Below are 13,662 nucleotides of genomic sequence, written 5' to 3'. Positions count from 1 at the left end.
TCGATCCTTGGGTTGGTGCGTCTGGGACCGGAGCATGTCCAAAATCAAGCTGCTGTCGCTGGGGTGCTTGCTCGCGCTGGGCGTGGGCGCCGGGGTCGCTGCCGCGGACGAGCCGTCACCGGATCTGGTGGTCGACATCGACGTGGGCGAGCCGATCATGATCGCCGATCAGGCCGGCCACGCCTACATCGAGATCGCGATCACCGGGTTCGACAGCGTCGGGACCCGCGCGCCGATCAACCTGGCGCTCGTGATCGATCGCTCGGGCTCGATGCGCGGCGACCGGCTCGAGCGGGCCAAGAACGCCGCGCTCATGGTGGTCGACCGGCTCGGGCCCGAGGACATCCTGAGCGTGATCGGCTTCGACAGCACGGTCGAGGTGCTGGTGCCGGCCGGCAAGGTCAGCGACCCCGAGGCCGTCCGCCGCCAGATCGCGTCGATCAGCGATCGCGGGCAGACCGCGCTGCACGCGGGGGTCAACGCCGGCCTGGGCCAGGTCCGCGAGTTCTTCAGCGGCGCGCGCGTGAACCGCCTCATCCTGCTGTCCGACGGGCAGGCCAACGTCGGGCCCAGCTCGCCGACGGCGCTGGCGGCGCTCGGCGTCGAGGCCGGCCGCCTCGGCATCCCGGTGACGACGATCGGCCTCGGGCTCGGCTACAACGAGGACCTGATGACGCAGCTGGCGCTGTCGAGCGACGGCAACCACGGCTTCGCCGAGACCCCGGACCAGCTCGAGGCGATCTTCGGCAGCGAGCTCGGCGACGTCATGTCGGTGGTCGCGAACGACGTCATCATCGACATCGAGCTGGCGCCTGGCATCACCCCGATCCGCGGCCTCAACCGGCCCATCAGCATCACCGGCAACAAGGCCCAGCTCAAGCTCAACCAGATCTACGGCAAGCAGCGCAAGAACGTGATCATCGAGGTCGCCGTGCCCAAGGGCGCCGCCGGCAAGAGCCGCAAGCTCGCCGACGTCGCCGTCGCCTATCGCAACCTCGCGAGCAAGAAGACCACCAAGGTCGCCGACGCGGTCGCGGTGCGGTTCGATCGCGCCAAGGGGGCGGTCGAGCAGGCCGCCAATCAGCGCGTGATGGTGAGCGTGGTCGAGGCGCTGGCCAACGAGCAGCAGCAGCAGGCCGTGGCGCTGCGCGACCAGGGCAAGGCCGCCGCCGCCAAGCAGGTGCTCGAGGAGAACTCGGCCTACCTGGCCGAGAAGAGCAAGCGCTACCAGTCGGACAAGCTGAAGGACTTCGCCGCCGAGGCCGCCGCCGACGCCGCGGACGTCGAGGACGAGGCCCACTGGACCAAGCAGCGCAAGGGCATGGCCAAGGGCGCCCACGCCCGCGCCGCGTCGCAGGCCTGGTAGCGACCGGTCGCGTCGACGCGATGGCGATCGTGTGACCGCGGCTGGGCGCGGTCGCCGACTGGGCCGCGCTCGAGGCGGCGGCGGCGGACGCCGGGGCCCATGGCGCCAGCGCCTGGGCGTGAGCCAAGGGCCGCGCCCGGCGTTCACCCGGCGCCGGTGACCCCGGGCGCCACGCGGCCGCTCGGTCCGAGATCGTGCGCGCGCGCTCGATCTGCACGTTCTTGCTTCGCATGACCTAGGCGATCGGCGCTTGCGGCGGTAAGTTGACGCAGTGGCAGATCACAGATTCGCCGCACTCGATCGGCGCAGGCGGCGCTCGTTCGCGTGGTTGCTCGACCACCGCGGGCGGCGCTATCGATCACCGAACGTCGCCGGCGCGGTCGAGTTCGAGGTCATGCACCAGGTGGCCGAGGGGCGCCTGTGGCGGCGCGTGATGGACAGCGCCGGGGCGCCGGTCCGGTTGCCGCTGCAGGTCACGCGCGACGAGTTCCTCGCCGCGGTGCGCGAGGTGCCGGGCGCGTACCAGCTCGTGCCGATCAACGGCGCGGGGCTGCAGCGCGGCGATCCGCCCCAGCTGATCATGGTCCAGCCCGCCGGCGCCGCGGCCACGGCCACGGCCACGCCGGCGGCGGGGCCGACACCTGAGATCGTCGCGAAGACCAGCGGGACCGCGACCAGCGTCGACGCCGACGCTGACGCTGACACGCGGTAGCCGTCACCGCGCGGCGCGGCGCGCGCGCGGAGGCTCAGGGCGGCGCGGGCGGGCGCACCGGCGTCAGCGTCGGGCGCTTGGGGCCGCGGCCGTCGCCGGTGGTGCGGCCGCGCAGCCGGCGCCAGGCCCAGGGCGCGACGTAGCGGGCGAGCCAGGTGACGTCCTCGACGACCAGCTCGCGGCGGCGGCGGCGCAGCGGCGGCAGCGCGCCGGCGAGGCCGTCGGTCGCGCCGGGCAGCTCGAGCAGGTGGGCGAGCGCGGCCGCGATGCGGGCGTGGCCCTCCGGGTTGCCGTGGATGCGATCGCGGGCCCACATGCGCGGCTCGCCGGCCAGCTCGTACGACGCGAGATCGAGCAGCCGCGCGCCGGTGCGGTCGGCCATCGCGCGCAGCTCGTGGTTGAGCGCGGTGGTCTTGGCGGTCAGGGCGCGCCCGAGGCGCATGCGGCGCGACACGTCGGGGATCGTGAACGTCACGACCGTCGCGCCGACCGCGCGCAGCGCGCCGACCATGACGCCGACCTCGCCCGCGACGCGCGCGGCGTCCCAGCGGGGTCGGAACAGATCGTTCATGCCGGCGACGACGGTGGCGAGATCGGGGCGCATCGCGACCGCCGGCACCAGCTGGGTCGCGGCGATCTCGCCGGCGCTGCGGCCGCGCACCGCCAGGTTGGCGTAGCGGAGGTCCGGGTGCGGGCCGGCGATCAGCTCGGCGAGGCGATCGGCCCAGCCGCGGTAGCCGCCGGCGCCGTCGGGATCGTCGAGCCCCTCGGTGCTGCTGTCGCCGATCGCGACGTAGCGCGCAAAGCCCATCGCGCGACCCTACGCGATGTCCGGGCCGCGCGTCATCTGGTCCGGGCGGGCGAGCGGCGGGGCGGCGTGCGATACTGCGGGCCGATGCGAGGCCCCGTCTGGGCGGTGATCGTCGGCGCCTGCGCCGCGTGCGGGGCCGGGCCGTCGACCGCCGAGCTCGAGCGCCTGCGCGCCGAGGCCGCCGCCGCCAACGCCGCCGAGGTCGCGGCCCACGCCGACGAGGTCGCGGCCGAGCCCGGGCGCACGCTGACGATCACCGGTCAGCTCGACGGGCCCGGGGCGACGCTCGACTGGGCCGCGCTCGAGGCCGCGGCCGACGCCCACGTCCGGACCGTCAACCCGCAGAACCCGACCGAGCGCACGCGCGTGGTCGACTTCCGGGGCCTGCTGGTGCGCGACCTGCTCGATCGCTACCGCGCCAGCGCCGCCGCCGGCGAGATCACGTTCGTCTCGATCGACGGCTTCCGGTCGTCGGTCGACGTCGCCGGCCTGCGCGGCTACCGCGTGCTGCTGGCGATCGCCGCCGACGCGCAGCCGATCACCCGCGCGTCGGGCGGCCCGATCTTCCTGGTGTTCCCGCACACCGAGACCCCGGCGACGGTGGCCCTGTACCCCGATCGCTACTGGAGCTTCTACGTCACCCACCTGATCGTCGGCACCGAGCCGGCGCGCCTGCGCGTGGGCGACCGCGTCTTCGACGGCGCGGCGCTGGCGGCGTTGCCGGCGGCGACGCTCGACGGGCCGGTCGGGTGGAAGGTGCACTGGCCGTCGACGCCGGTCCACCTGCGCGGCGTGCGCGTGCTCGACGTCGTCCGCGCGGCTGGGGTCACGCTGCCGGCCGGCGGCCGGGTGATCGTCCGCGGCAAGGCCTCGATCCACCGCGACCCGGCCGATCCGCTGGTGCTCGCGGTCGACGATCTCGAGCGGTGCGGCTTCGTGCTGGCGACCCACTGGGGCGCCGACGACGCCGCGATCTCGGCGCGGCTGGGCGGGCCGGTGGCGCTGGCGGTGCCGCCGGCGTGCGCCGCCACCTATGGTGATCGCTACTGGATCCCGTTCGTCGAGGAGCTCGCCGTGGTCGCGGGCGGTGGGCCGTGAGGCTGCGGTTCGGCCTGACCACGCGCCTGGCGACCGCCACCGCGCTCCTGGTGGTGACGATCGTCGCGGTGGTCGTCTGGCAGTGGACCGCGGCCGAGCGCCAGCTCGTGCGCGACCAGAAGCGGGCCGAGGCCCGGGCGCTGGCCATGGCGATGGCCGACCTGCTGATGAACGAGCTCGACGACGAGAACTGGAGCCAGGTGCGGGTCTCGACCGAGCTGTTGCTGGTCAACAACCCCGACGTGGTCTACGTGATCGTCCACGACCACCGCCGCGACGACCGCGTGGTCGCGGCGGCCCCGAACGATCTCGACGGGCAGTTCGTGCCCGACGTCGTGCCGCTGGCGATCACCCGCAGCGCGACCGCCGCGACCGCGGCGCGCACCGAGGAGACCTGGCTCCTGCGCGACGTCAAGGTCGGCGCCGGGGTCCGGGCTGGCCGCGGCGAGCGCATCGCCGAGGTCGCGACCCCGGTCGGCACCGCGTCCGGCAAGACCGTCGGCGCGCTCCGGGTCGGGGTGTCCCTGGCCGCGGTCGATCGCGCGGTCGCGGCGGCGGTGCGCAAGGCGCTGCTGATCGGCGCGCTGGCGCTGCTGCTGGGCGTGGCCGGCGCGATCGTGCTGGCGCGGCGGCTGGCGCGGCCGGTGCGGCTCCTGGCCGCCGACGCCGCCAAGATCGCCGCCGGCGATCTCGCGCACCGCGCCCGGGTCACGCGCGCCGACGAGATCGGCCAGCTCGCCGACGGCTTCAACGACATGGCCCGGGCGCTCGAGGGCTCGTTCGGTCGGCTGCGCAAGACCTTGACCTCGTTCGAGCGGTTCGTGCCGCGCAAGTTCCTGGCGGTGATCGCGCCCGAGGGCATCGAGAACATCCAGGTCGGCACCAGCGCGACCCGCACCGTCGCGGTCCTGTTCTCGGACATCCGCGGCTTCACCAAGCTGTCCGAGGGCATGCCGGCGGTGAAGCTCTACGCGATGCTCAACGACTACCTCGAGCGCATGGGCAAGGCGATCGATGAGGCCGGCGGCTTCGTCGACAAGTACATCGGCGACGCGATCATGGCGCTGTTCGACGACGAGCACACCGACGGGCTGCTCGACGCGATCCTCGGCATGAGCCGCGAGCTGGCCGGGTTCAACGCCGATCGCGCCGCCGCCGGCCTGCCGCCGATCGCCAGCGGCATCGGCGCCCACGGCGGCGAGGTCGTGATGGGCACGATCGGCTTCGCGTCGAAGATCGAGTCGACCGTGATCGGCGACGCCGTCAACGTGGCGTCGCGGGTCGAGGGCCTGACCAAGGACCACGGCGTCGCGGTGCTGATCACCGACGCGGTCGTCGCGCGCCTGCGCGACCCCGGCAAGTACCGCCTGCGCAAGCTCGCCTCGGGCGTGGCCCTGCGCGGCCGGGTCGATCCGGTCGACCTGTACACCGTCGACGGCTGAACCGCCGCTGGCCGGCGTCGCACCGGTCGCCGCGCATCGACGCCCGGCCGCGATCGACCACCGATCCGATCGGCGCCGCGGCGCCGCGCCCCGGGCCCGGGCGCTGAACCGCCTCCAGCCGGCACGGGCGTGCGATGGTCGCGGCCATGACGTGGTCCTCGCTCGTCGCGCACCTGCGCCTGCCCGTGATCGGCTCGCCGCTGTTCATCATCTCCAACCCCGAGCTGGTGGTGGCCCAGTGCACCGCCGGCGTGATCGGCGCGTTCCCGTCGCTCAACGCCCGCCCGCCCGAGCTGCTGGGCACCTGGCTGGCCCAGATCACCGCGGCGCTGGCCGCCCACGACGCCGCGCACCCCGACGCGCCGGCGGCGCCGTTCGCGGTCAACCAGATCGTCCACAAGTCCAACGACCGGCTCGAGCACGACCTCGCGCTGTGCGAGCAGCACCGGGTGCCGCTGGTGATCACGTCCTTGGGCGCGCGCGAGGACGTCAACGCGCGGGTCCACGCCTGGGGCGGCCTGGTGCTGCACGACATCATCAACGTCACCCACGCCAAGAAGGCGCTCGACAAGGGCGCCGACGGGCTGATCGCGGTGTGCGCCGGCGCCGGCGGCCACGCCGGCACGCTGTCGCCGTTCGCGCTGGTCGAGGAGATCCGCCGGTTCTGGTCGGGGCCGCTGGTGCTGGCCGGCGCGATCGCCACCGGGCGCGCGGTGCTGGCGGCCCAGGCGCTGGGCGCCGATCTGGCGTACGTCGGCTCGGCGTTCATCGCCACGCGCGAGGCCAACGCCGCCGCGGCCTACAAGCAGGCGATCGTCGACGGCACCGCCGGCGACATCGTCTACACCAACCTGTTCACCGGCGTGCACGGCAACTACCTCAAGGCCTCGATCGTCGCGGCCGGGCTCGACCCCGACGCGCTGCCGGTCAGCGACCCGTCGAAGATGAACTTCGGCGGCGGCGCCGGCGCCAAGGCGTGGAAGGACATCTGGGGCTGCGGCCAGGGCATCGGCGTGATCGACGAGGTGCCCGGCGCCGGCGAGCTGGTCGCGCGGCTGCGGCGCGAGTACGACGCCGCGCGGGCCACGCTCGCCTGACGGGCGTGGCGGCGATCGGCGTGGCCTGCGCTGACGGGCGCGGCCGCGATCGGCGTGGGATGCTGACGGCGATGATCGATCGACGCCAGCTGCTGGGCTGGGCGCTGGCGGCGCCGGCGCTCCTGATCGCCACCGCGCCGGCCGCGGCCGCGCCGCGCCCGGGCCGGCTGTACGACGGCCGCCAGGTGCCGCCGCACGGCGGCGGACCGCTGCCGACACGGCTCGCGCTCGATCAGGTGCGGCTGGGGCGCGCGCGCCGCGTCCGCGCGGTGACGGTGTTCTCGCAGGCCAACGCCAACGATCGCTTCGTCGCGGTGGTCGAGGTCGACTTCGTGCCGCGGCGGTCGATGTTCCTGACCGTCGCCGGCGGGGCCGTGCCGGCGAGCTCCTGGGGCTCGGGCTTCGCCGGCCGCGGGCGCGGCTCGCTCACGTTCACCCTCGACGCGGCCATGGCCGACGAGCTGTGCCAGGTGCTGGGCGTGCCCCGCCACGATCGCGCGCCGCTCGGCGCCGGCCTGGCCGGGCGGTGGCGGCCCCGGGCCCAGCCGTTCGCCCTCGGCCACCCGATGGAGCTGGTGGTGGCCATCACCCACGGCGGCGGCGATCCGGTCGCGATGTCGGTCGGCGGCCGCCAGCGCGGCCCGCGCGACAACCGGTTCGGGTTCACGGTCACGCGCGCCGGCCAGCCGCTGCCGGTGCTCGACGCCCCCGACTTCGGCGGGGTCATGGGCTACCGCCGGCTGGCGCCCGGCGACGTGGTCGAGCTCGCCGCCGATCTCGCGGCGTGGGTGACGATCGATCAGCCCGGCACCTACGACGTGCGGTGCCAGCACCAGGTCGAGCTGACGCCGACCGAGGCCGGCGCGCCGTGGCCCGCGCACGGCCACGAGACCTGGGATCGCACGTTCTCGGCCACGGTCCCGATCGTCGTCGTGTGACCGCCGCGCGGCGCCGCGGATCAGCGACAGCGGTCGCCGGCGCGCGCGATCGCGGTCGCCAGCGCGCGCCACAGCCGGTCGGCTGGTCGGTCGGGGCGCAGCTCGAGCGCCGCGACGAAGCGCAGCCCGCCGTCGGCCGCCGGCGCGAACACCAGCTCGGTCGAGGTCGCGCCGGGATCGGCGCCGGGCGAGCGACAGGTGGCGTGGGGACCGAGCCCGGCGCGCGGGTTGCCCGGGGTCGGCGGCGTGGCGATGAAGGTGTTGTCGCAGGCGAGCTGCTGGGCGCCGGCGCCGCCGATCTGCCGATCGACCACCCGGCCGAGGTTGTCGGCGGCGAGGTCGCGGGCGGCGGGGCCGCAGCGGCGGGCCACCTGATCGCGGCGCGGATCGTCGGTGTGCGCCAGCGTCCACGCGCCGCGGACCTCGTCGACGTAGGCCGACAGCGACGCGCGCCCGGTCGCGAGCGCGACGATCAGCGACTCGGTCAGCACCTCGGCCCGGGCGTCGGGCGCGGCCAGGCCGGTGGCGCGATCGGCGCGGCGCGCGGCCTCTTCCGGAGCCAGCGCCACGGCCGCGTCGTCGAACAGCGCGTCGACCGGCGGCGGCCCGGCGTCGCGCGGCGCGGGCGCGTCGGCCGGCGGCGGCGGCGGGGCCGCGGCGCGGTCGCCGCCCTTGCAGGCGAAGATCGCGACCAGGCCCAGGGACAGCGCGCGCATCGGGGCGGACTTCACCACGGCGCCGGCGCCGGCGCCACCACGTCGGGCGCCGCCTCGTCGGGCACCGCGTCGGGCGCCACCGCGTCGGGCGCCGCGTCAGGCGCCGCTGCGTCGGGCGCCGCCGCGTCGGGCGCCGCGTCAGGCGCCGCTGCGTCGGGCGCCACCGCGTCGGGCCCGACCGCGCATGGTAGAACCGTCCGCGATGCGTCACCTGATCACGAGCGCGCTCCCGTACATCAACGGCGTCAAGCACCTGGGCAACCTGGTCGGGTCGATGCTGCCGGCCGACGTGTACGCGCGCTACCTCCGGGCCCGGGGCCACGAGGTGCTCGCGATCTGCGCGACCGACGAGCACGGCACCCCGGCCGAGCTGTCGGCGCTCGAGGCCGGCCTGCCGGTCGACGAGTACTGCCGGCAGATGCACGAGGTCCAGCGGGGGCTCGGCGAGCGGTTCGCGCTGGCGTTCGATCACTTCGGCCGCAGCTCGTCGCCGCAGAACCGCGAGCTGACCCAGCACTTCGCGGCCCAGCTCCTGGCCCACGGCTTCCTGATCGAGCGCACGACCAAGCAGGTCTACTCGCTCGACGACGAGCGCTGGCTGGCCGACCGCTACGTCACCGGCACCTGCCCGCACTGCGGCAGCACCAAGGCCCGCGGCGATCAGTGCGAGTCGTGCACGCGCGTGCTCGATCCCGCCGATCTGATCGAGCCGCGCTCGACCCTGTCGGGCTCGACCCGGCTCGAGCTGCGCGACTCGAAGCACCTGTTCATCGACCTGCCCAAGCTGGCCGACGAGGTCCGGGCCTGGGTCGACAGCCACGAGGCCGACTGGCCGACCTTGACCACGTCGATCGCGCGCAAGTGGCTCGACGAGGGCCTGCAGGCGCGCGGCATCACGCGCGATCTCAAGTGGGGCATCCCGGTCGGCCAGCCCGGGTACGAGGACAAGGTCTTCTACGTCTGGTTCGACGCGCCGATCGAGTACCTCGGCGCCACCAAGGAGTGGGCCGACCTCGCGCCGGCGACGCGCGACTGGCGGTCGTGGTGGTACCAGGCCGACGACGTCCGCTACACGCAGTTCATGGCCAAGGACAACATCCCGTTCCACACGATCATCTTCCCGGCGACGCTCCTGGGTAGCCGCGAGCCGTGGAAGCAGCCCGACTACATCAAGGGCGTCAACTGGCTGACGTTCGAGGGCGGCAAGTTCTCGACCTCGAGCCACCGCGGCGTGTTCATGGACAGCGCGCTCGAGATCCAGCCGGCTGACGTGTGGCGCTACTGGTTGATGGCCAACACGCCCGAGTCGAGCGACTCGGACTTCGGCTGGGCCCAGTTCGCGGGCCAGGTCAACAAGGACCTGGTCGGCGTCTACGGCAACTTCGTCAACCGGATCGTCAAGTTCACGCTGTCGAAGCTGGGCGCCGAGGTCCCGGCCGGCGGCGAGCCCGGCGAGCGCGAGCACAAGCTCTACGCCGACCTCGACGCCCGGATCGCCGAGCTCGGCCGTCACCTCGACGACGTCGCGTTCCGCAAGGCGCTGCAGGAGCTGCGCGCGATCTGGACCGAGGCGAACACCTACCTGGCCGACGCCGCGCCGTGGTCGGCGATCAAGACCGACCGCGATCGCGCGGCGTGCGTGGTCCGGACCGCGCTCAACCTGGCCCGCGTGCTCGCGATCCTGTCGGCGCCGGTGATGCCGACCAGCTCGCAGAAGATCCTCGACGATCTGCAGGTGCCGGCCGACGCGCGGGCCTGGCCGACCCGGCCGATGGCCGAGGAGCTGGCGACCCTGCCGGCCGGCCACGCCTTCGTCGACGGCGGCCTGCTGTTCGCCAAGATCGAGGACACCCAGGTCGCCGAGTGGTCGGCGCGCTTCGCCGGCCAGCCGACCGAGTAGCGCGGCGGACCTACGGCGTGCCCAGGGCCGCCGCCGCGGCCTCGCGCCCGCCGCACCCGTCGCTATCGTGCGCCCGCCGCGCGCCCCGCGCCGCTCTTGTCCGGATTCCGGACGATGCAGGCCGCGGCGATCGGGCGGCCGATGGCGACGTCGCCGCCGCGTCGACGCCGCCGCGGCGGTGGCGGATCACGGCACGCGGTCGATGACGACGACCGACCCGAAGGTCGCCGATCCCATGTAGGTGTAGAGTCCGACGGTCGCGGACGGGATCGGCGCGGTGGTCTGCACGACGGCCCCGCTGCCGTTCGCCGGGTCGAGCACCGAGCACGACGACGGACCCGAGCCCGGTCCCGGGTCCGGCGAGCTGGCCCGCAGCGTGACGCGCACGGGGTAGCCCGAGATGGTGTCGGCCGCCGCGACCGAGGTCGCCGCCCCCGGCGTCCGGTTGTCCCAGCTGACCAGCCGGCCGCCCGGCAGCGCGACGTAGCACGCCAGCCCGGCGGGCAGGCCAGGCTCGAGGCCCGCGCCGGTGATCAGGTACAGGCCGACGCCGTACTGGCTGGCTCCCGCCGCCGCCGCCGTGACGACGGCGATCAGCGTCGGATCGCTCACGGCGCCGAGATCGAGCGTGGCGAGCTGATTCCCCGCCGGGTCGCGCTGCGTCACCTCGTCGGTGCCGGGCTCCCAGGTCCCGGTGACCGGGGTCCACCCGGCGAAGTCGCGCAGGTCGAAGAACGCGCGCAGCCGATCGATCGGCACCTTCGGGTTCGGATCGCACGCATCGCCGACCCCGTCGCCATCGGCGTCGAGCTGGTCATCAGCCACGTTCGGGCACACGTCGAAGGCGTCGTCGATCGTGTCGAGGTCCTCGTCGTGACCGGCCGCGACGCGCCCGTCGATCGCCGCGGCGTCGCGCGGCGGGGGCTCGACGGGCTCGAGGCCCAGGACCTGGTTGCACCCGGCCAGCAGACAGAGGCAAGACAGGCGTAGTCGGCCCAAGCCGGCATCGTAGCAGAGCGCGGCGAGGCGGGCCCGCAGCGGCCGCCGACGCGTCAGTGCCAGTGCACGCCGGCGGCGGCGGACACCGCCCACACCTCGCGGTCGAACACCGGCGAGAACGCCAGGTAGCTCACCGACAGCTCGGGGTGGAACCGCACGGTGGGATCGCTGGTCATGACCCCAACAGTCAGCGCCATGACGTCGCCGTTGGGCCCCGAGACCGTGTCGCCGTCACCGTCGACGATCCACGTGAACGTCGGCCCGACGCCGAGCTCGACCCACGCGTGCTCGCTGGCCGCGCGCGCGGTCAGCGCGATCGGTAGGTAGGTGGTCTCGTAGCTGGGCACCAGCGCGCCCTCGTTGGTCTCGCCGCCGTGGAAGTAACCGACGCGGACGCCCAGGGCGAACCAGCGATTGAGCCGTGCGCCACCGTCGGCCGTCAGCCACAACGTCTCGAACTGACCCTGGTAGGTGCCTTCGAACGACACGATGCCGACGGCCGCGCCGGCCTGGGGCCTGGGTGGCTCGGCCCCCGCGTGCGCGGCCCCGGCCAGTACGACCAGCGCCGCGAGCGCGCGTCCTTGTCCGACCATGGCTCGACACTCGCACGCGCGAGGCGCGCCGGCGGTGACGCCGGTCACGGGGACGGCAGCGCCCGTCGATCCCCGCCGGGCAGGCTACCGTGGCGTCGCGCCAGGCGAATTTCGATTTCGCTTGCGCGGCGGTCCCGCGTGCATACGTTGATTCGCCTTCGATGCTCGACGACATCTTCGGCGTCTCACTCGTCGTCGCGATCTTTCTGGCCGTCATCGGGATCCCGGTGTGGCTGCGGCTGCGCGCGCTGCGCCGGTTGGCGCTGATGCTCGGCGGCACCGCGGGCTGGTCGTCGGTCCGCGCGACCGTCGACGGCGTCGCGGTCCGCCTGGCGTACGCCAGCCGCGGCAGCGGCAAGTCCCGGGAGCGCTGGACCTACGTCGATGTGCCGTTGCCCCCGGGCGAGCCGCTCACGCTCAACATCATCCGCCACGGGCTGTTCGAGCGCGGGAGGATCGCGCGGGGCGCGCTGCTCGACCTGCGCACCGGCGACGACGAGTTCGACCGGATCTACCGGGTCGAGGCCGCGCCCGCCGACGTCGTCCTGCGGGTCCTCGACCCCGAGGTGCGCGCGTACCTCCGGGAGCGCGCCGACGCCGAGCTGTACACGACCGACGGCGCGCTGTGCCTGGCGGTGCGCGGGACCTTGACCGACGCCCGGGCGCACCACGCGATCCGCCTGGCCGTGCAGGTGCTCGCCAGCGTGCGCGCGGCGCACGCGGCGCTCGACCGCGCGGCGCCGACGTCCCTCGTCGGCGCGCCGCACCGCGGCGTCCCCAGCGACGGGCCCGCCCGCGGCGCCCGGGCCGCCCGGGCCGAGGAGGCCGCGCGGCTCGACCGGGACCTGCACCGTCGCGACCGTCGGTGGCGCACGATCTCGGTCGCGATCACGATCGCGGCAGGCGTCGCCATCGCGGTGGCAAAGCTCCTGGGCTGATGGCGGGCGGCCTCGTCGGGCTTCAGTCGCCGGCGTAGATGACGGCGTAGTCGAACGCCGACGCGACGCCGTTCTGGGTCAGGCACGGCGCGCCGGGCGCGACCTCGGGCGGGCTGGCGGTGGCGTCGACGACGAACGGATCGACGCCGAGCAGGCCGGTGCAGCGGGTCGCGCCGGGGCCGGGGGCGACGCGGTTGTGGCTCAGCGTCAGGGTCACCGGGCCGGCGCTGATCGGCGCGTCCTGGCCGCCGAGCCCGAACCACGAGCCGTCGACGTAGTACGCCAGCTCGACGTAGTGGCCGCCCGTGTCGTTGTCGGCCTCGAGGTAGCAGCCGAAGCGCGTGAACGCGGCGCGGTCGCACTCGAGCCAGGGCCCGACGTTGGGGTACCGACGATCGGTGCCGAAGCTGGTGACCTCGACGCCGACCTCGAGCGCGATCCGCGGCCGCCCGGCGTAGGTGTCGGCGGCGTAGAGGTTGTCCTCGGGCGGCAGCACCAGGCGCCCGGCGGCGAAGGTCACCGGTGCGTCGCTGTCCCAGGCCGCGCTCAGCGTCGGGCCGTCGAAGCGATCGAACAGCTCGATGTGATCGGGCAAGAGCGGCCAGGGGTCGCAGGCGTCGCCGACGCCGTCGGGCGCGCCCTCGGTGGTGTCCAGCTGATCGGCGTTGGCGCGGCCCGGGCAGTTGTCGCAGGCGTCGCCGACCCGATCGCCGTCGTGGTCGAGCTGATCGGGGTTGCGGGTGTCGACGCAGTTGTCGTCGACGTCGTCGATCCCGTCGCCGTCGCGATCGACGCCGGGCGCCGCGTCGACCGCGTCGGGCCCGGCCGCGTCGGGGCTGGCCGCGTCGGGGCTGGCCGCGTCGCCGGCGCCGAGCTGGCACGTGCGCGTGGTCAGGTCGCAGCGCTGACCGCCGGGGCACTGATCGGTCGGCGAGCACGGCAGGCCGGGCTCGAACTGCGGCGCGTAGCAGCCGAGCGCGGCGAGGCCGAACGACGCGACGAGCGCGGGCAGGTGACGCACCGGTGTGGATGGTACCGCGGGCGCCGCGGGG

14 protein-coding genes are annotated in these 13,662 nt (G+C 74.6%); 8 read left to right on the top strand and 6 right to left on the bottom strand.

What is annotated here, in order from left to right:
• Positions 1–34 precede the first annotated feature (34 nt).
• Positions 35–1,366 (top strand): VWA domain-containing protein, encoded by a 1,332-nt coding sequence (locus IPL61_34870; GenBank protein ID MBK9036377.1) that lies wholly within the window; start codon positions 35–37, stop codon positions 1,364–1,366.
• Positions 1,367–1,694: 328 nt separating this feature from the next.
• Positions 1,695–2,078: a hypothetical protein gene (locus IPL61_34865; GenBank protein MBK9036376.1), complete on the top strand. Its 384-nt coding sequence runs from the start codon at positions 1,695–1,697 to the stop codon at positions 2,076–2,078.
• 34 nt (positions 2,079–2,112) lie between these two features.
• Here the strand turns inward: IPL61_34865 and IPL61_34860 are convergent, their stop codons facing one another.
• Positions 2,113–2,889 carry an SGNH/GDSL hydrolase family protein gene (locus IPL61_34860; GenBank protein ID MBK9036375.1) on the bottom strand — a complete coding sequence of 259 codons (777 nt, stop codon included), beginning with the start codon at positions 2,887–2,889 and terminating at the stop codon, positions 2,113–2,115.
• Positions 2,890–2,973: 84 nt separating this feature from the next.
• On the opposite strand from IPL61_34860, the gene IPL61_34855 reads away from it, so the two are divergent.
• The 4 genes from IPL61_34855 to IPL61_34840 all read left to right on the top strand — a co-directional run bounded on the left by IPL61_34855 (position 2,974) and on the right by IPL61_34840 (position 7,464).
• The gene (locus tag IPL61_34855; protein MBK9036374.1) at positions 2,974–3,987 is read left to right on the top strand and encodes a molybdopterin-dependent oxidoreductase; all 1,014 of its coding nucleotides are present in this window, start codon (positions 2,974–2,976) and stop codon (positions 3,985–3,987) included.
• Between the two features lie 14 nt (positions 3,988–4,001).
• On the top strand, positions 4,002–5,429 hold the full coding sequence (locus IPL61_34850) for a HAMP domain-containing protein (protein ID MBK9036373.1): 1,428 nt from the start codon (positions 4,002–4,004) through the stop codon (positions 5,427–5,429).
• A 146-nt stretch (positions 5,430–5,575) separates the two neighbouring features.
• The gene (locus tag IPL61_34845; GenBank protein ID MBK9036372.1) at positions 5,576–6,526 is read left to right on the top strand and encodes a nitronate monooxygenase; all 951 of its coding nucleotides are present in this window, start codon (positions 5,576–5,578) and stop codon (positions 6,524–6,526) included.
• Positions 6,527–6,597: 71 nt separating this feature from the next.
• Positions 6,598–7,464, top strand: a complete 867-nt coding sequence (locus IPL61_34840) for a hypothetical protein (GenBank protein MBK9036371.1) — start codon at positions 6,598–6,600, stop codon at positions 7,462–7,464.
• A gap of 20 nt (positions 7,465–7,484) precedes the next feature.
• Here IPL61_34840 and IPL61_34835 read toward each other — a convergent pair whose 3' ends face one another.
• Complete coding sequence (locus tag IPL61_34835) at positions 7,485–8,180, bottom strand: hypothetical protein (GenBank protein MBK9036370.1); 696 nt, start codon at positions 8,178–8,180, stop codon at positions 7,485–7,487.
• Between the two features lie 11 nt (positions 8,181–8,191).
• Positions 8,192–8,344 (bottom strand): hypothetical protein, encoded by a 153-nt coding sequence (locus tag IPL61_34830; GenBank protein MBK9036369.1) that lies wholly within the window; start codon positions 8,342–8,344, stop codon positions 8,192–8,194.
• A 38-nt stretch (positions 8,345–8,382) separates the two neighbouring features.
• Between IPL61_34830 and IPL61_34825 the strand changes: the two genes are divergently transcribed.
• Positions 8,383–10,080: a methionine--tRNA ligase gene (locus IPL61_34825; GenBank protein MBK9036368.1), complete on the top strand. Its 1,698-nt coding sequence runs from the start codon at positions 8,383–8,385 to the stop codon at positions 10,078–10,080.
• A gap of 186 nt (positions 10,081–10,266) precedes the next feature.
• Here IPL61_34825 and IPL61_34820 read toward each other — a convergent pair whose 3' ends face one another.
• Both IPL61_34820 and IPL61_34815 read right to left on the bottom strand, forming a co-directional pair.
• Positions 10,267–11,079 (bottom strand): hypothetical protein, encoded by an 813-nt coding sequence (locus tag IPL61_34820; GenBank protein MBK9036367.1) that lies wholly within the window; start codon positions 11,077–11,079, stop codon positions 10,267–10,269.
• 53 nt (positions 11,080–11,132) lie between these two features.
• On the bottom strand, positions 11,133–11,672 hold the full coding sequence (locus IPL61_34815) for a hypothetical protein (protein ID MBK9036366.1): 540 nt from the start codon (positions 11,670–11,672) through the stop codon (positions 11,133–11,135).
• Positions 11,673–11,833: 161 nt separating this feature from the next.
• On the opposite strand from IPL61_34815, the gene IPL61_34810 reads away from it, so the two are divergent.
• Positions 11,834–12,610 (top strand): hypothetical protein, encoded by a 777-nt coding sequence (locus IPL61_34810; protein MBK9036365.1) that lies wholly within the window; start codon positions 11,834–11,836, stop codon positions 12,608–12,610.
• 22 nt (positions 12,611–12,632) lie between these two features.
• Here IPL61_34810 and IPL61_34805 read toward each other — a convergent pair whose 3' ends face one another.
• Positions 12,633–13,631, bottom strand: coding sequence for a hypothetical protein (locus IPL61_34805; GenBank protein MBK9036364.1), 999 nt, complete (start codon positions 13,629–13,631; stop codon positions 12,633–12,635).
• Between the last annotated feature and the right edge of the window lie 31 nt (positions 13,632–13,662).

Source organism: Myxococcales bacterium (assembly GCA_016717005.1).
Lineage (GTDB): Bacteria > Myxococcota_A > Polyangia > Haliangiales > Haliangiaceae > UBA2376.
Note: the sequence above shows the minus strand (reverse complement) of the source record. Positions and strands in the feature narration are given on the sequence as shown.

Coding starts and splice junctions, on each gene's coding strand:
- IPL61_34855 (MBK9036374.1), top strand. CDS start 2,974: ATGCGAGGCCCCGTCTGGGCGGTGATCGTCGGCGCCTGCGCCGCGTGC.
- IPL61_34870 (MBK9036377.1), top strand. CDS start 35: ATGTCCAAAATCAAGCTGCTGTCGCTGGGGTGCTTGCTCGCGCTGGGC.
- IPL61_34840 (MBK9036371.1), top strand. CDS start 6,598: ATGATCGATCGACGCCAGCTGCTGGGCTGGGCGCTGGCGGCGCCGGCG.
- IPL61_34815 (MBK9036366.1), bottom strand. CDS start 11,672: ATGGTCGGACAAGGACGCGCGCTCGCGGCGCTGGTCGTACTGGCCGGG.
- IPL61_34860 (MBK9036375.1), bottom strand. CDS start 2,889: ATGGGCTTTGCGCGCTACGTCGCGATCGGCGACAGCAGCACCGAGGGG.
- IPL61_34825 (MBK9036368.1), top strand. CDS start 8,383: ATGCGTCACCTGATCACGAGCGCGCTCCCGTACATCAACGGCGTCAAG.
- IPL61_34845 (MBK9036372.1), top strand. CDS start 5,576: ATGACGTGGTCCTCGCTCGTCGCGCACCTGCGCCTGCCCGTGATCGGC.
- IPL61_34835 (MBK9036370.1), bottom strand. CDS start 8,180: ATGCGCGCGCTGTCCCTGGGCCTGGTCGCGATCTTCGCCTGCAAGGGC.
- IPL61_34810 (MBK9036365.1), top strand. CDS start 11,834: ATGCTCGACGACATCTTCGGCGTCTCACTCGTCGTCGCGATCTTTCTG.